The organism is Actinomadura sp. K4S16 (assembly GCF_008327685.1).
Classification (GTDB): Bacteria; Actinomycetota; Actinomycetes; order Streptosporangiales; family Streptosporangiaceae; genus Spirillospora.
In genome coordinates, this window is the sequence record NZ_BDDE01000015.1 from 1 (window position 1) to 17,152 (window position 17,152).

General features: G+C 69.1%; 13 protein-coding genes and 1 pseudogene. 5 read left to right on the forward strand and 9 right to left on the reverse strand.

The window, feature by feature from the left end; genetic code table 11:
- The 3 genes from K4S16_RS21240 to K4S16_RS21250 form a co-directional block, all read left to right on the forward strand.
- The coding region (locus tag K4S16_RS21240; protein ID WP_149260770.1) for a transposase at nucleotides 1-424 on the forward strand (424 nt) is incomplete at its 5' end.
- Nucleotides 425-580: 156 nt separating this feature from the next.
- Nucleotides 581-1,192, forward strand: a complete 612-nt coding sequence (locus K4S16_RS21245) for a response regulator (protein ID WP_160160974.1) — start codon at nucleotides 581-583, stop codon at nucleotides 1,190-1,192.
- A gap of 42 nt (nucleotides 1,193-1,234) precedes the next feature.
- A complete protein-coding gene (locus K4S16_RS21250; protein ID WP_149260772.1) occupies nucleotides 1,235-2,371 on the forward strand; it encodes a hypothetical protein in 1,137 nt (378 codons plus the stop codon).
- 68 nt (nucleotides 2,372-2,439) lie between these two features.
- Here the strand turns inward: K4S16_RS21250 and K4S16_RS21255 are convergent, their stop codons facing one another.
- The 8 genes from K4S16_RS21255 to K4S16_RS21290 all read right to left on the reverse strand — a co-directional run bounded on the left by K4S16_RS21255 (nucleotide 2,440) and on the right by K4S16_RS21290 (nucleotide 13,184).
- Complete coding sequence (locus tag K4S16_RS21255) at nucleotides 2,440-3,822, reverse strand: WD40 repeat domain-containing protein (RefSeq protein ID WP_149260773.1); 1,383 nt, start codon at nucleotides 3,820-3,822, stop codon at nucleotides 2,440-2,442.
- 211 nt (nucleotides 3,823-4,033) lie between these two features.
- Complete coding sequence (locus K4S16_RS21260; RefSeq protein WP_149260774.1) at nucleotides 4,034-4,510, reverse strand: hypothetical protein; 477 nt, start codon at nucleotides 4,508-4,510, stop codon at nucleotides 4,034-4,036.
- Nucleotides 4,507-5,016, reverse strand: a complete 510-nt coding sequence (locus tag K4S16_RS21265; protein WP_200842023.1) for an RNA polymerase sigma factor — start codon at nucleotides 5,014-5,016, stop codon at nucleotides 4,507-4,509. The genes K4S16_RS21260 and K4S16_RS21265 overlap by 4 nt, the downstream gene beginning before the upstream one ends.
- A gap of 19 nt (nucleotides 5,017-5,035) precedes the next feature.
- Nucleotides 5,036-5,971 carry an alpha/beta fold hydrolase gene (locus tag K4S16_RS21270; RefSeq protein ID WP_160160975.1) on the reverse strand — a complete coding sequence of 312 codons (936 nt, stop codon included), beginning with the start codon at nucleotides 5,969-5,971 and terminating at the stop codon, nucleotides 5,036-5,038.
- 444 nt (nucleotides 5,972-6,415) lie between these two features.
- Complete coding sequence (locus K4S16_RS21275; protein ID WP_149260776.1) at nucleotides 6,416-7,972, reverse strand: Ig-like domain repeat protein; 1,557 nt, start codon at nucleotides 7,970-7,972, stop codon at nucleotides 6,416-6,418.
- 261 nt (nucleotides 7,973-8,233) lie between these two features.
- Nucleotides 8,234-9,904: an Ig-like domain repeat protein gene (locus K4S16_RS21280; RefSeq protein WP_149260777.1), complete on the reverse strand. Its 1,671-nt coding sequence runs from the start codon at nucleotides 9,902-9,904 to the stop codon at nucleotides 8,234-8,236.
- A 256-nt stretch (nucleotides 9,905-10,160) separates the two neighbouring features.
- A complete protein-coding gene (locus K4S16_RS21285) occupies nucleotides 10,161-11,714 on the reverse strand; it encodes an Ig-like domain repeat protein (RefSeq protein WP_160160976.1) in 1,554 nt (517 codons plus the stop codon).
- A gap of 156 nt (nucleotides 11,715-11,870) precedes the next feature.
- Entirely contained in the window at nucleotides 11,871-13,184 is a 1,314-nt protein-coding gene (locus K4S16_RS21290) for an Ig-like domain repeat protein (RefSeq protein WP_200842025.1), read from the reverse strand.
- Between the two features lie 637 nt (nucleotides 13,185-13,821).
- Here K4S16_RS21290 and K4S16_RS21295 point away from each other — a divergent pair.
- Entirely contained in the window at nucleotides 13,822-14,193 is a 372-nt protein-coding gene (locus tag K4S16_RS21295; protein WP_149260780.1) for a glyoxalase superfamily protein, read from the forward strand.
- Between the two features lie 196 nt (nucleotides 14,194-14,389).
- On the opposite strand, the pseudogene K4S16_RS21300 reads toward K4S16_RS21295, so the two are convergent.
- A pseudogene (locus tag K4S16_RS21300) lies at nucleotides 14,390-15,757 on the reverse strand (IS1380 family transposase).
- 136 nt (nucleotides 15,758-15,893) lie between these two features.
- On the opposite strand from K4S16_RS21300, the gene K4S16_RS21305 reads away from it, so the two are divergent.
- Nucleotides 15,894-16,898: a metallophosphoesterase family protein gene (locus K4S16_RS21305; protein WP_149260781.1), complete on the forward strand. Its 1,005-nt coding sequence runs from the start codon at nucleotides 15,894-15,896 to the stop codon at nucleotides 16,896-16,898.
- Nucleotides 16,899-17,152 lie beyond the last annotated feature (254 nt).

Sequence of the window (17,152 nt, forward strand, 5' to 3'; positions counted from 1 at the left end):
TCGGCACCCGGACGCTGAGATCATCCTCTCCCAGCCCGGAGTGGGCGTGATCCTCGGTGCCCGGGTGCTCGCCGAGTTCGGAGACGCCCAAGGCCGCTACGCCTCAGCGAAGGCACGCAAGAACTACGCCGGAACGTCTCCGATCACCCGCCAGTCGGGCAAGATGCGCACCGTCCACGCCCGGTTCGTCCACAACGACCGCCTCGTCGACGCCCTGCACATGCAGGCGTCCTGCGCCCTGCTGCACGACCCGCACGTCCGCGCCTACTACGACCGGCTCAGAGCCCGCGACATCGGCCACAACGCCGCCCTGCGCCAGGTCGGCAACCGCCTGGTCGGCATCCTGCACGGCTGCCTCAAAACCCACACCCTCTACGACCGGGCAACCGCCTGGTCACACCACGACCACGACCTCGCCGCTTGACATCCAACCTCCAGGGATGTCTGACCCGCCGAGTCCGCGAACTCGCTGATCAACGGGTGACCTCATGCGGTCATAACCGAAATGAACAGGAGAAACGCGTGCGCGTTTCCCCGGGTGATTGAATGAGGCCTCAAGCCATCGCCGATGGGAGGCGACTTGAACGGGCTTCAACAATTCATCCTTGGATGCCTCTTGGTCGTCGTTATCGCGGGCACCGTGGCGTTCATCATAAGGAGAGGGCTCGGCGGGCGAGTGAGCCTGAGCCTCGCCAGCATCTTCGACATCGAGATAGAAATCGAGCCCGCCGACGCCGACGCGGCCCGCGCCGCCGCACGGTCCGCGACGGAAGCCCGCGGCGACATACCTGCCGAAAAGGTCGGTCAGGAGATCGAGAACCTGACCAATGTGCGGCTCGCCCGAGTGCTCTGGGTGGACGACGATCCCGACGGAAACCTGTACGAGACCATTGCCCTCGAAGAACTGGGGCTGTTCGTCACGAAAGCCACCTCGACCGCCGCCGGAGCGGTCTACCTGGGCAGCACGCTGCACTACTCCCTGATCATCAGCGACATCACCCGGCAGGACGACCCGGACGCCGGCGCCGAACTCCTGGCTTTGGCGCGGGACGAGGCCAGCGGCGTTCCGGTCATCTTCTACACATTCGGCAACGAGTCGAAGCACGCGGAACTTCTCGCCGCCGGAGCGAGCGCGGTGGTGCAGACACCCGATGATCTCATTCGAGCGGTGCTGGCCCACCGACCCGGGTGATGCCTCGAATCTCCACGTCCACATCGTCTGAGGACGGTACTGATGCAAACCAGGGATCGCGCGCACCGCTTCGGCGACTGGGCGGACCTGCGCGAGTTATGCCAGAGCGGCAGGGGCGTCGAGGAGCGCTCCTTCTACGCCGGCACGCACGTCGGCAGCAGGATGGAGCAGGTGCGTCGGGCGATCAGTGCCATCCGCATGGGCTGGGAGCGATACGCGGAGTTCAGGGACGAGCTCCACGAATACCTGGGCGTTGACCCAGGACTCGTCGACCCGGAAGAACAAGAGATCCACGAACTGGGGATGGCGGCCCTGTTCTCCCGCCGCCTGGAGTGGTCGGACCTGCGCACCTCCGAGGACGGCGATGACGGCGCGCTGGTCAGGTACTACACCTCAGAGGTCGGATACCGCAGCGTCTTCGGCCTCATCAACCGGGCCTTTCGCGCCGATGACATCACCGCCGACGCGTCCGCCCTGCGCAGCGCCGCCTTCCTCATCGAACTCCTCAGCATCGATCTGTTCAACTATCGCGCCGCCAACGCCCGCGCCGACGACTTCCACGGCACGGTCTACCGGGGGATGTGCGTTTCGCCGGACGTCTTCGCGCGACTGCGTCGTGCTGCGCAGGGGCCCGTAGAGGAGCGGTACCTCTCCGTCCCGCTCGCCATGGTGTCCACCAGCCTGGAGCCCGATCGGGCCATGGAGTTCGCGCTCCGGGAGGCCGCCATGCGACCCGGCTGGAAGCCGGTCCTCTGGCGGATCGAGGTGACCGGACTCCCCTCCGCGCTGCTCGACATCTACCGCACGGAGTTTCCAAGCAGCGTGGTGACCTCCCTGTGCGCGGTTCCCATACAGGACCTGTCCTACTACTCGCATGAACGGGAGGTACTGCTCCGCGGGCCGTTCTTCCAGATCCTGCGGGTCAGACCGGAACGACTGCGGGACCACGAGCGCATCAACGTCGTGGACGCCTGCATGCTCAACAGCAATCGGGACCACGTCACGACCATCGCGTCGAACGAAGGTGAGGACCGCCGAGCCAGGGACCTGTTCCGGCGGCTCGTCACCCTTCACCGTTCGGGCCTGTGCGCCGACCGCGCGGCCGCCTACGGCGCCACGGCGGACGCCGAGAGATACCGCGAGATCGCCGAAGAGCACCGTCACCACCTGAACCTGTGACCCCACGCTTGAAGCCGGACGTGGCGGCCGCCTTCGGAGTCGCCGCGCCCCGTTCACCCTGCTGATCCTCAGCCCGGGACGCGGAACACGTAGGTCTGGACGGGGTCGCTTGGGTGGAGGGGGCCGTCCGTGTTGGCGGCCAGCCATCGGCCGTTAGGGGACCATGCCAGGGCTCCGATGTTCAGGCCGAGTTTGCAGTGCAGGAGCGGACGGCCGTCGGCTACGCGCCAGATCGACGGTTCGTCCCCGGCCTCCCGTCCTTCGGCCTCGGGGCGGGCCGGCCACGGTGCCATGCCGGGCCAGGTGTGCGGTGCGGTGGCGATGTAGGCGCCGTCCGGGCTGGCCGCCACCGATCCGAGACGTCGCACCCCGGCGGTGATGGTGTCCAGGGCGCGGCCGGTCGCGGGGTCCAGGACGTAGACGTTGGGGCCCCAGCAGACGAACATCCGGCTCTCGGCCGCGTCGAAGGCGACGGCATCGGCGGACAGCAGCGAGTCGTCGTCAGGGCCGACCGGCACCGTGCGGTCCGGCGTCCGGGGAGCGGTGACGAAGGCGACCGTGCCGTCCTCGCCGAACTCGACCCGGTAGCGGCCGGTGCGCGACCGCACGTGACCGGCCTGCTGCGGTGCCGGGACCTCCGCGCCAGCGTCCATGTCGTATGCCCACGGTTCCGCATCGTGGATCCCGTAGGCATCGGTGAGCACGATGACGTGCTCTCCCGGTACCCACATCGCGTTGTCCAGGCCGTCGCGCCCGGGGTGGACGCGGGCGCGCTCCGTCCAGCCGTCGGTCTCGTACACCACCAGGCCACCGTCTTCGCTGGTGACGGCCAGGTACCGCGAATCGTCGGAGAACACCAACCGGTCGAGGACGGCGGGGTCTTCCAGCTCGTCGTACTCGTCGGGTTCCTCCGGGAACGGGGTGAGCGTCGCGACGGGAGAGCGCAGGCCCGGCAGGTGCGGGACGTCCTCGGGACGCAGGTGCTCGGTCGCCGCGTCCCGCGAGGCGCTCCCCAGCACCAGGCCCGGCTCCAGATGGTGCAGCCAGCGCGGGTCGGGGACCCGGACGTCGAAGTCGCCCTGAGCGAAGCGGAACTCGCCCGTCCAGCCGTCGCCCCGCTGGTAGTGGGTGTCGCCGTCGAGAAGACCGTAGTCGCCGCCGTCCAGTTGCTCCTTGTACCCGTCGCGCCCTTCGACGCGCTCCACGAACCACCGGCTGTTCTGTTCGAGCCAGGCGTCGTCCCGGATCCGGGCCGCGGAGATCTCCTCGCGGATCGGATCGCCGTCCGCCGCCGTCTCCCAGAGCAGCCGCACGAAGAAGGCGGCCTCGGATGGGACCGGCGGGTGGCTGCGCCGCTCGATGTCGTACCGGACGACGAACACCCGGACCCGGACGCGGCGCTCGGTGCGATCGAGGTCGAGCACGCTAATCCCGTAGTCGTCAGTCAGCATCGCATCCCCTCCGGGCAGTGAAGCCGACCATGATCACTCATTTCGGGTGCCGGGTTGATCGGAACCGGGAGAGTGGCGCGGATGGGGCCGCATGTGGGAGGAGTGCCGGGCGGTGATCGAGCGGTGGCAGGGCATGGCCGAGGACGGTCGCGGGCGAGGTCTGGGCGGCGGGCACGTCCTTACCGGTCGGGATCGCATTACGGCCTCCTGGCTAGTCGGTTGCTCGGGCTTGCAGGCGGGCCTCCAGGCGGTGAAGGACGCGGTTGCCCAAGCGCAGCCTGCGGACGATCGGATCGGCCAGGCGCACGCCGGGGATGCGGAGCGCCCCGAGAAAGGCGACGCGGGTGCCGTCGCCCTCGGGCGCGGCGGCCATTCCCCCGTGCAGAAATCTGCTTTGCATCCAGCACCATCCCGGGCGGAGAACGACATCGAACCGGGCACGCTGCCCCAACCTGCCGACGGCGACCGCTTCCAGGTGCTCGCCGTCGGCGTGAGCGATGGACATCGCGCGGACGTCGCCGAGCAGCATGGGGAACTCGGTCTCCAGGTCACCGGCGACCGCCCAGACCTCGTTCACGGAACGGGCGAGCACCAGCTCCGCGTAGGCGGCGCCGCGGATGGAGGCGGCCATGACGCGCAGGTGCCGCACCGGGTCGAGATCGGCCACGGGCCAACGGGGCTCGGTCATCCTTGCCATGCCTTCCGGAAGCTCTTGCGTGCTCGGTGGAGACGCGATTTCACAGTTCCCGTGGAGATCTGGAGCAGCTTGCCCACGGTCCGTTCGTCCAGGCCCTCGACATCGCGCAGGACCAGAACGGCGCGGTGCTCGGGTGAGAGCCGATCGAGGAGGTCGCGGATGTCGGCGGCCTCTTGCAGATCTCCTGTTTGGGGCACGGCGTCAAGGTCGAGCGGCTCCGCGGGCGGCCCGGACCGGCGCGCGGTCCGGACGGCTTCACGGATCGCGATGGCCCGTACCCAGCCGAACAGAGCGGCGGGCTCGCGCAGGCGGGAGATCCCGCGGAACACGGCGATCAACGTCTCCTGCGCCGCATCCGGGCCGTCCTCCAGGGCGATGGGCCCGCAGAGCCTGCCGACGTAGGGCGCCAGCAGATCGAGCAGTGCCTGCATGGCCATGCTGTCGCCGTGCTGGGCACCCCGGACCAGCGCGGCAACGTACTCGGGATCGGCCGTCACGCAGCGTGCTCCCACCTGGTCATATGCGCGCCCGGGCTGGATCCGGCGCCCGGTCGGCCCGGCTCCGCGCGAGTGGCTTGTTCTGAACGGTGGTCTCTGTCGCAGGGAAGAGTTCTTCGATGGTCGCGGCGACCAGTTCGGGTCGTTCGTCAGCAAGGTAGTGCCCACCGGGGACGATTCTGGAGTCCAGTTCATCAGCGTGATCGGCCCTGCCCTCCAGCATTTCCGGAACGAACGCGAAGTCGCCCGCGCCGAGCAGGACCGTCGTGGGAACGGCTAGGCGCTCGCGGCGGAAACGGCCGGTGGCGAGGGCGGGGATGTCGCGCAGCACGTACTGCCAATGCAGGGCGCGTCCCGCATGGGCGTGAGCCCGCGAACGCACCGACGCCACGAACTCCTCCAGTTCGCCGGCGCGCCAGCAGGCGGGGTCGGCGACGCCCCGGCGCAGGTGGTACCGCGTGAACCCTGGCCAGTGCCGCAAGATCGCACCGCCCAGCAGGGGGTACTCCCACAGGGCGGTGTACCACATGCGCCAGGCGTTCCGGCGGGTGGCGCGCTGGTCGGGCCAGGGATGGACGATGTTGAGCGCCAGGAACCGGGTGAACCGGTCGGGCGCGTCCAAACACGCCCTGAAGCCGGCCCAGGCGCCCCACTCATGCCCGACCAGGCCGACCCGGTCGAGCCCGAGGGCGTCCATGACCGCGAGCATGTCGGCGGCCCGGTCCCGAGTGCCGTACCCCCGGTAGGGCGCGTCCGACCAGCCTGCCCCGCGCATGTCAGGCATCACCAGGCGGTAGCGGTCGGCGAGCCGAGGAATCAAATGTCGCCACGCGTACCAGTGCTGCGGGAAGCCGTGCAGGAACAGCAAGGGCGGCCCTTCCCCCGCTCCGGCGACATGGAAGCGCATTGCGCGCGCTTTTACGAAGCGGTGCTCGACGCCGTCCACCCAGGGCATTTGCCGAGATGAGCGCATGCATGCCTCCCCCTGAAACTCTGTCCGTCAGAGGTAAGGAGGCGCCTGAGACGCCGAACGTTCCACACGAGTGCCGACTTTCTCGCTCGGAGTCGCACCGCCGACACCTCAGGACGGTCGCCCGCCACGCGCCGGTCCACCCGACCGCGCCGCCCGCACCGAACTCGACCCGGTAGCGACCGGTGCGCGACCGCACGTGACCTGCCTCCTGCGCTGCCGGGACCTCCGCGCCGGCGTCCCGTCGTATTTCCGCGGTTCCGCATCGTGGATCCCGAAAGTCTCGGTGAGGACGAGGACGGCGGGTGGCTGCGCCTCGTCGTGAGCCTTCATGCCCTGCCACAGGGTGATCTTGTGGGACATAGTTCAACGGCGGGGCGCCCGGTCAGTCCGAGTGGATCGAATGCCAGGCGCCCGCGGTCGGTGGGCTCAGAGGACGAGGACGGTGACAGGGGGCGACGTGGAGGCCTCGCAATGGCGGTCGCCGCTGTAGACGGCGGTGATGGTGTGGCGGCCGGTGGTGCGGAAGCCGGTGACCAGGAAGGCCACGCCTGCGAGCACGGGGACGGTTCCCAGGCTGGTGGCGCCATCACGGAACTCGATCGTGCCCGTGGGGAGGCCCTCGTCGCAGAGGACACGGGCGAGGAGGGTTGTCCGTAGGTAGCGCAGCGTCACCCGGGGCAATGCGGATGCCACGGTGGTCGAGGGGCCCTTGTTGACGGTGAGGGTAATCGGGCCGGACTCCGCAGGCGGGCAGCCGTCGTCCCCGCCGTAGACGGCGGTGATGGTGTGGGTACCGGCCTCGAACCTCCAGCCGAGGGTGGCGGTGCCTTCGTCCAGGTCGGCGGAGCCCAGGACGGTGGCGCCGTCGCGGAACTCGACCGTGCCTGTAGGCGTGCCTCCGCTGCAGGTGACCGTGGCGGTCAGGGTGACCAGGTGATGGACCTGGGTCGGGTTGGGATCGGCGGTGACCGTGACCGCCGAGGTGGCGCCCTCGCTGATCGCGATGCCGTACGGGTAGGGGCCGACGGCGGGGATGGTGAGGGTCACGGTGTAGGTGGCGGTGTCGATCACCGACACCGTGTCCTCGTAGTGGTTGGTGACGTAGGCGGTGCGCCCGTCCGGGGTGACCGCCACGCCGACCGGGGCGTTCCCGACGGAGATGGTGGTGGTGACGGTGTTGGAGGCGGTGTCGATCACTGACACCGTGTCGTCGTTGCGGTTGGTGACGTAGGCGACGCCTCCCTCGGGAGAGACGGCCACCCCGTACGGGTAGTTTCCAACGGGAACGGTAGAGGTCACGATGTTCGTGGCGGTGTCGAGCACCGAGACTGTGGCGTCCTCGCCGTTGGTGACATAGGCGGTGCCGCCATCCGGAGTGACCGCGATCCCGTACGGTGCGCCGCCGACGGGAACGGTGGCGGTCACGGTGTTCGTCGCGGTATCGATCACCGACACCGTGCCGTCCGCGTTGTTGACGACGTAGACGCCGCCACCGTCCGGGGAGACCGCCACACCGAGCGGACCGCCGCCCACGGTGATTCTGGCCGTCACGGTGTTCGCGGCCGCGTCGATCACCGACACGGTGTTGTCCCCGTTGTTGACGATGTAGACGCTGCCACCGTCCGGGGTGACCACCACCCCGTAAGGGGCGCTGCCGACGGGAACGGCGGTGGCCACGGTGTTCGTCGCGGTATCGATCACCGACACCGTGTCGTCCCCGGCGTTGGTGACGTATACGCCGCCGCCGTTCGGGGTCACCGCCACCCCGTACGGGTGGCTGCCGACGCCGATCGTGGCGGCCACCGCGTTGGTGACGGTGTCGATCACCGACACCGCGTCACCCTCCAGATCAGCGACGTAGGCCACCGTCATGGTGAGGGCGTCGGCGGACAGGGCGGCCCGGAAGGACGAGTCGCGAGCTGCACGGCTGGATATCCGCGCGCGTCTGCGGAAGAGGTCGGCCGGGGAGATATCGACGGGCATGGGGATTGCTCCGAGTTCGGAAAGAGAGATCGTCGAGCGACGAGCGAATGTCGCGTCTACTCTGCGACAGCTCACCTTGAGAAATCGACTCACTACTTAGAGTGTCCGCCATTCTTGATCCCCAAACAGCCATCTCCAGCGAAATGCGCAGAACGGCCGGCGGCACATTCACCGATCAGAACGCGACCGCCCGGACACGGCGTTCCGGGGCGGGCCTCTCTGCCGGGCACCCGCAGGGTGCCGCCGACCCGTTGGCGGGGGTCAGCGGACGGTGACAGTGACGGGGGGCGAGGTGGAGGGCTCGCAGTGCTGGTCGCCGCTGTGGACGGCGGTGATGCTGTGGGCGCCGGCGGTGGTGAAACTGGTGACCAGGCGGGCGAAGCCTGTGGTCAGGGGGATGGTTCCCAGGCTGGTGGTGCCGTCGAAGAACTCGACCGTTCCGGTGGGGAGGATTCCTCCGCAGAGCACCCGGGCGAGGAGGGTGACCTGCCGGTTCCGCAACGTCACGCGAGGTAGTGCCGAGGCCACGGTGGTGGAGGCGCCCTTGTTGACGGTGAGGGTGATCGGGCTGGACTCCGCGGCCGGGCAGCCGTCGCCCCCACCGTAGACGGCGGTGATGGTGTGGGCGCCCGCCTCGAATTGCCGGACGAGCGTGGCGGTGCCGTTGCGCAGGCGGGCGGAACCCAGGACGGTGGCGCCGTCGCGGAACTCGACCGCGCCGGCCGGGGTGCCCTCGCTGCAGGTGACCGTGGCGGTCAGGGTGACCAGGCGATGGACCTGTGCCGGGTTGGGCTCGGCGATGACCGTGACCGCCGAGGAGGTGGCGCTCGCGCCGATCGCGATGGCGGACGGGTAGGGGCCGACGCCGGGGATGGTGAGGGTCACGGTGTCGGTGGCGGCATCGATCACCGACACCGTGTTCGCGCCGGAGTTGGTGACGTAGACGCTGCCGCCGTCCGGAGCGACCGCCACCCCGTACGGGCCGCTGCCGACCGGGATGGTGGTGCTCACGGTATTGGCGGCGGTATCGATCACCGACACCGCGTCGATCCCGATGTCGGCGACATAGACGCGGCTCCCGTCCGGCGTGACCGCCACGCCGTAGGGATAGCTGTAGTCGCCGAGGGGGATGGTGGCGGTCACGGCATTGGCGGCAGTGTCGATCAACGAAACCGTGAAATCCGCGACGTCGGTGACATAGACGCCGGCCCCGTCCGGCGTGACCGCCACCTGGTATGGGGCACTGCCTACGGAGATGGTGGCGCTCACGGTATCGGCGGCAGTGTCGATTACCGAAACCGTGCCATCCCCGTTGTCGGCGACATAGACGCGGCCCCCATCCGGGGTGACCGCCACCCCGGACGGAGTGCTGCCTACGGGAATGGTGGCGGTCACGGTATCGGTGGCAGTGTCGATCACCGAGACCGTGCCATCGCTGCCGTTGCTGACGTAGACGCGGCCGCCGTCCGGCGTGATCGCTACCCCGTACGGGTAGTTGCCGACGAGGATGGTGGCGGTCACGGTGTTCGTGGCGGCGTCGATCACCGAGAGCGTGCCGTCCACGGTGTTGGTGACGTAGACGGTGCCGCCGTCCGGGGCGACCGCCACGCCCTCCGGAAAGTTGCCGACAGGGATCGTGGCGGCCACCACGTTGGTGACGGTGTCGATCACCGACACCGCGCCGCCCTCCATATCGGTGACATACGCCGTCGTAGCCGCCTCGGTGGGCAGGGCGGACCGGAGGGACGAAGCGGGTGTGGTACGACCGGATATCCGCGCGTGTGGCAGTCGGAGGTCGGCCGGGGAGATATCGGCAGGCATGGGGGCTGCTCCAAGTTGTGGAAGGTGATCGCCGAACGGCGGGCGCATATTGCCTCTCACCTGCGGCATTTCACCATGAGGATTCGACTCACTACTTAGAGTGTCCGGCATTCTTGATCCTCAAACAGCCGTCTCCAGGAAACACGCAGAACGATCGGCGGGCACATTTATCGATCAGGTCAGCCGTCCGACCTGGGACTCCGGGATGGCACCCACGTGCCGGCGCGCCATTCCTCGGGCATCGGACGCGGCTTCCGGGCCGGCCTGCATCGAGTGGCGCAGGCACTTTCAACAATGGGCGCCTGGGCGGCCCGGGTGTCTCGTCTGCCAGGCGCCCACGAGCTGTCGTCGGCCCGTTGCGGCGCGATCAGCGGACGATGACGGTGACGGTGACGGGGGGCGACGTGGAGGACTCGCAGTTCTGGTCGCCGCTGTAGAGGGCGGTGACGGTGTGGTTGCCGGTGGTGGTGAGGGTGGTGACCAGTGAGGCGAAGCCCGCGGTCAGGGGGATCGTTCCCAGGCTGGTGGTGCCGTCGCGGAACTCGACCGTGCCCGTCGGGAAGGTTCCGCCGCACGCGACGCGGGCGAGGAGGGTGACCCGCCGGTTCACCAGCGTCACGCGCGGCAGCGCCGAGGCCACGGTGACCGAGGCGCTCTTGTTGACGGTCAGGGTGATCGGACTGGACTCCGCGGCCGGGCAGGTGCCGTCCCCGCTGTAGACGGCGGTGATGGCGCGGGCGCCGCCATCGAACTGTCGGACGAGGGAGGCGGTGCCGTTGCGCAAGCGGACAGAACCCAGGCTGGTGCCGCCGTCGCGGAACTCGACCGTGCCGGTGGGGGTGCCCTCAAGGCAGGTGACCGTGGCGGTCAGAGTGACCGGTTGACGGACCCGGGCCGGGTTGGGCGACGCCTTGACGGTGACGGCGGACCTGGCACCCGGGGTGATCGCGATGCCGTAGGGGCCCGGGCCGACACCGGTGATGGTGGTGGTCACCTCGCGGGTGGCAGTGTCGATCACTTGCACCAAGCCGCTGCGGTAGAGGGTGACGTATAGGGCGGTGCCATCAGGGGTGATCGCAACCCCGCTGGCGCCGACTCCTCCGACGGGGACGGTGCCGGTCACCGTGTTCGTGGCCGTGTCGATCACCGACACCGAGTCGTAGAAGCTGGCGACGTAGAGGGTGGAGCCGTCCGAGGTGACCGCCATGCCGACCGGCCCGACGCCGACGGCGATGGTGGCGGTCACCGCACGGGCGGCGGTATCGACCACGACCACCTTGCCGGCGGCGAAATCGGTGGCGTAGAGGGTAGAGCCGTCCGGGCTGACCGCCAGCTCGGCCGGTGCGCCGCCGGTGGAGATGCCGGCGGCCACGGTATTGGTCGCCGTGTCGATCACCGACACCGTGCCGCTGGTCAGGTTGCCGACGTAGACGGCGGTGCCGTCCGGGCCGACCGCCACGCCGCCGGGAAAGCCGCCGACGTTGATGGTGGTGGACACGGTGTCGGTGGCGGTGTCGATCACTGCCACCCGGCCCTCGCCGGAGGCGGCGACGTAGACGGCGCCGCCGTCAGGCGTGACGGACAGCCCGTAGGGGCCGACGCCGACGGTGATGGTGGCGGTCACCGTATTGGTGGCCGCATCGATCACCGACACCGAATTGCCGTTGCGGTTGGTGACGTAGACGGTGGCGCCGTCGGGGGTGATCGCCGCCCACGCCGGACCGGAGCCGACGGGGATGCCGGCGGCCACCACGTTGGTGGTCGTGTCGATCACCGACACCGTATTGCCATCGAGGTTGGCGACATAGGCCAATGTCGCGGTCACCGCTGCCACGGGCAGATCGAGCAAGGCCGAAGTGGCGGTGCGGGCGGGCTTCAGAGTGCGTGAATGCGGCAAATGCGCTGGGATTCCGGTGGACATGGGGCTGCTCCGGGTTTTGAGACGATGAGCGGCGGCGGGCGCCTCGGGGCCGACCACCTGCGACATATCCCCTAAGGGTTCGATTCACTACTGAGAGTGTCCGTCGTTCTTGATTCCCACCCGCCACCTCGTTGTCATCGGTCCGTTGTCGAGGGATCAGCGGACGGTGATGGTGACGGGGGGTGAGGTGGAGGACTCGCAGTGCTCGTCGCCGCTGTAGAGGGCGGTGATGGTGTGGGTGCCGGTGGTGGTGAAGGTGGTGACCAGGGAGGCGAAGCCTGCGGTCAGAGGGATGGTTCCCAAGGTCGTGGTGTCGTCGCGGAACTCGATGGTGCCGGTGGGGAGGATTCCGTCGCACAGGACGCGAGCGAGGAGGGCCACGCGTCGGTTCGGCGGTGTCACGCGGGGCTGTGCCGAGGCCACGGTGGTCGAGGTGCCTTTGTTGACGGTGAGAGTGATCGGAGGGGACTCGGCGGCCGGGCAGTTGTCGTCGCCGCTGTAGAGGGCGGTGATGGTGTGCGGGCCGGCCTCGAAGCTACGGAGGAGGGTGGCGGCGCCCTGGATCAGGTGGGCCGAGCCCACAACGGCGGCACCGTCGCGGAACTCGACCGTGCCGGTCGCAGTGCCCTCGGGGCAGGTGACCGTGGCCTTCAGAGTGACGGGACGCTCGACCTGGGCCGGATTGGGCTCGGCAGTGACCGCGACCGCCGACGTGGGCCCCGCGCCGATCGCGATGCCCCCTGGACCGTGGCCGCCAGCGGGGATGGTGAGCGTCACGGTGTTGGTGGCAGTGTCGATCACCGACACCGTGTCATACCCGGCGTTGACGACGTAGACGCTGCCGCCGTCCGGCGTGACCGCCACATCCAACGCGTAGTTCCCGACGGGGATGGTGGTGGTCACGGTGTTCGTCGCGGCATCGATCACCGACACCGTGCCGGGATCCAGGTTGGCGACGTAGACGCTGCCGCCGTCCGGCGTGACCGCCACACCGAACGGGTTGCCACCGACGGGGACGGTGGCGGACACGGTGTTCGTCGCGGCATCGATCACCGAGACCGTGTCGTCCCCGGCGTTGGTGACGTAGACGTTGCCGCCGTCCGGAGTGACCGCGACCCCGCGCGGCGAGGTGCCGACGGGGATGGTCGTGGTCACGGCATCGGCGGCAGTGTCGATCACTGACACCGTCGCCTGGTGGCCGTTGGTGACATAGGCACTGCCGCCGTCCGGCGTGACCGCCACACGGTACGGGTAGACGCCGACGGGGATGGTGGTCGTCACGGTATTCGTCGCGGTGTCGATCACCGAGACCGTGTCGTCCCCGGTGTTGGTGACGCAGACGCCGCCGCCGTCCGGCGAGACCGCCACACCGTACGGGTAGACGCCGACGCCGATGGTGGCGGCCACCACGTTGGTGACGGTGTCGATCACCACCACCGTGCCGTCGCTGTGGATGGCGACATATGCCATCGCCGCAATGGGGGCGTCGGCGAACAGGGCGGGCCGGAGGGCTCGGGCGGGCGCAGCGCGAGTGAGGGGCAGACGCCCCGAGAGCGGAAGACGCATGGGGGTACTTTTGGCGGGCATGGGGCCCCTTTCAAATGAGGACGGCGCCCGCGGGGCGGCGACATTCAACCGCCGCTCGCCTGCGACAGATCACCGAAGAGATTCATCTCACTACCAAGAGTGTCCACAACCCTTGATCCCCAAACTGCCTTCCTGACCTCAGAGTTGTGATTTAGTAAAAGCACATTTTCTGATCAGATCCAGCCGCATCGATATCAGGGGATCGGCGTTATCCCCGCCCTGCACATTTTCTGCATGGAGACGCCGTCATGGGCGAGAGCGACCGGATGAACCTTCTCTGGGCTCTGATCGTCGGATGGGCTGACACCCCGCGATAGACGATCTCTGGTGGTGTGTAGTCGAGGTCGAGCAGCCATGGGTGTGGCCGGTCGCCGTCGGCGGGTTGCTGCTTGCCGTGGGCGTGGCAGCGGTAGCGAAGCCGCTTCGCTGGGCACGAGGGCCGGGTTTGGCGGGTGGACGCGGGGCTCGGCATGCCGGCTCTACACGGGTGAATGTCTGAGGGGCGCGGTAGGAAGGCGGTATGGACTTCAAGCTTGAGCTGGTCGCGGTGCCCGTCTCGGACGTCGACCGCGCCAAGGCGTTCTATACCGAGAAGGCCGGGTTCAACCTGGACCACGACCACCGGGTCAGCGACGAGATCCGGTTCGTTCAGCTGACGCCGCCGGGGTCGGCGTGTTCGATCGCCATCGGCAAGGGGATCGTCGAGACGGCGCCGGGCTCGGTGCAGGGGCTGCAACTGGTCGTCAAGGACGCCGACGCCGCCCATGCGGAGCTTGCCGGGCGGGGTGTCGAGGTGAGCAAGGTGCAGGAGTTCCCCTGGGGCCGGTTCGTCTACTTCCAGGACCCGGACGGCAACGGCTGGGCCGTCCAGGAGATCGTGCCACAAGGCTAGATATTGCTTTGCGCGTGAAATGTGCGCCTGCCTAGCCTCGATTTTTCGTGAGGTCGGTTGGGTCGCTCCGCGACCCAACCGGCTCTTTGCTTTGAGCGGCGGGTCAGCCGTTGGGCCCGACTGTCGCGTCGGGTGGGCGGGGTTCCACGGGCCCCGGGGTTCTCCTTCCTGGTGTTGACGGGACGGTTGGTGTTGGTCAGGGTGCCGGGAGCATCTGCAGCCGGGTGATCGCCGAGGCGATCAGATCGCTCCAGGGCCAGTGGCGGGCCAGCCGGAGCCGGAGCCGTCTGCCGCCCCGTGCCAGGCGTGCGGCGGTCGAGAAGACCCGCAGGCGCAGGCGTTTGGGTTCTCAGAGCCGTGCCGGATGATCGGTGAAGGCGAGCATCTGGGCCCAGGCGGTCAGGTCGGTGGCGAGCGCGACGAGTTCGAGCCAGACCTGGTTGGCGGCGGCGCTGTGAAGGGGCAGGTTGCGCAGGCCGGTGTCCTTGGCGCAGCGGATGCGGTCCTCGCAGCGGGCGCGGCGGCGGTGGCGCAGTTCAAGATCGGCGAGCTGCCCGTGCCGGGTGCCGGTGACGAAACACGTGAAGCGGTGCCCGTCGATGTCGGTGAACCGCAGTTGCGCGCCGGGGTGGGGTCGTTCGCGGCGGACGATGACCCGCATGCCCTTGGGCCAGCCCGTCAGGTCCAGCATCCCGGTCAGCTCGGCGACCCACGCCCCGGGGCGGGGCCTGCGGTCGGCGTCGTAGGCGCACTGCCAGATGTGTTCGGGCAGGGCGAGGATGGCGGCGCAGATGTCGTCGGTGAGGTTGAAGCCGATCGAGTACTTGACGCGGCGGGCGGTGGCCCAGTCCAGGAACTCGTGGGTGCCGCCACCTGAATCGGTCCGGATGATGACTTGTTTGTGCAGGCGGGTGGGGATCTGGTTGAGGGCCAGGCGCCCTGCGGTGATGTGGTCGGCGGCGGTGTTGGACCCGGCGTTGCCCGGCCGCAGCACCAGCGCGGCGGCCTCCCCGGTCCCGCCGGGGCCGTGGTCGATGAACGCGGTCATCGGGTGGAACCCGAAGGTGCGCTTCCACGTCGGGGCGGCGTGTTGCTTCTCCGAGTGCGCGAGCACGATCGTGGCGTCCAGGTCCACCGGGATCAGGTCGCCGCCCGTCCCGGGGGCGTGCTCGCCGGCCAGGTCCCAGGCCCGCGCACGGGCCGCCGCCCGGGCCTTGCCGATCGCCCGCAACGCCTGCGGGCCGGCCTGGGCCAGGGTGGTGACCAGCCGCGACACCGTCGGATCGGAGGCCACCGGCCCGAACAGCTCCGGCTCGGCCCGCAGCACCGCGATATCGGACAGGCAGTCCCCGCCCAGTGCCAGCATCACCGCCAGGTCCGCGACGACCTTGCCCGGATCGTGGGTCGCCCGCGGCTTGCGCCACCGCTCCAACCCAGCGGAAAGCGCCTGGTCGAGCCCGGTCGCACGGAGGGTCTGGGTCAGCAGCACCCCTCCGGCCTGACCGACGATCCCGGCCCCGTCCGAAGACACCGCGAGCTTGGCAGAGCGACCTGTAGTCTTCACGTGAAAAGTGCCTTCTGAACTGGCGCGGACAGGACCTTCGACAAGCCCTATCCTCCCAGCTCGGGGGCACTTTTCTTGTCTAAATGGGCACCCCCGACCCGCCGTCCGGTGAAAGCCCGAGGCTAGGCTCCGCCGGGTGGGACGCACGGTCATCGTCGGCGACGTTCACGGCTGCTTCGACGAGCTTCTCGAACTGCTGGAGAAGGTCGGCCTGCGCCCGGACGACCTCCTCGTCAGCGTGGGCGATCTGGTCGACCGGGGGCCGGCTCCCGGGGAGGTCGTCCGGTTCTTCCGCGAGCGTCCGAACTCGGTCGTGGTCATGGGCAACCACGAGCGCAAGCACGTGCGCGGCGTCTTCTCCTACGCGCAGGAGATCACGCGCCTGCAGCTGGGCGACGAGTACGCCGAGACGGTCGAGTGGATGCGGACGCTTCCGTACTTCTTCGAGAACGAGGACGTGCGGGTCGTGCATGCGGCGCTCGTCCCCGGTGTCCCGCTCGGCGACCAGAAGGACGAGATCCTCTGCGGTACGACCAGCGGCGAACGGGAGCTCGCCGCGCTGTTCCCGGACGGCCACTGGCACGACCGCTACACCGACTCCAAGCCGGTCGTGTTCGGTCACCACGTCACCGGCCGGGAGCCGCTGGTCCGCGACGGGAGGGTCTTCGGGCTCGACACCGGCGCCTGCCACGGCTGGAACCTGACCGCGCTGTGCGTCCCGGGCTTCACGGTCCACTCGGTGGCGGCGCGCGCCGACCACTGGTCGATCGCCAAGCGCGCATGGCAGTTGCCCGTCCTGAAGACCAGGCCGTGGCGCGACTTCACCTGGGCGGAGCTGGACGAGAAGGTCGCGCGGTTCTACGGCACGTCCGATACTGCGTCGCAGGAATGGCTCCGGGCGGTGGAGGAGTGGGCGGCGGGGCTGCGGGCGCTGGTCCCCGTTCTGGTCGATGCCGCGCATCGGGTCTCCAGGGAGTTGGCCGCGGACGAGATGCGTCGGCATCCGGCCGCGCCGGTGCTGTTCCAGGCCCACAGCGGACGGCTCGACCAGACCGCACTGGCCAAGCGTTGCGCGACCCCGCGCAGGACGCTGGACGTGGCGGCCGCCCTGGGAGTCCTCGCGCCCGCTCCGCCCGGCTGAAGCGTCGCTTCTCAACGCGCGGGTCTCGTCCGGCCGGGGAAACGAAGATCGACACGCCCGGCCGTGTGGTAGCGTCACGCTTGCAGAGACAACCAGTCGGCTACGGAAACGGGAGGTGAGTTGATGAGCGCCGCGAAGGCCGCTGCCGTGTGCAGCGCCCGCTGGACCATCCTCACGTCCCGGGCCCTGGTCTGACCTGACGTTCACGATCCCGTCGAAGCCGTGCCGGCTTCCGGGAGGCTGCACTCCGTGCT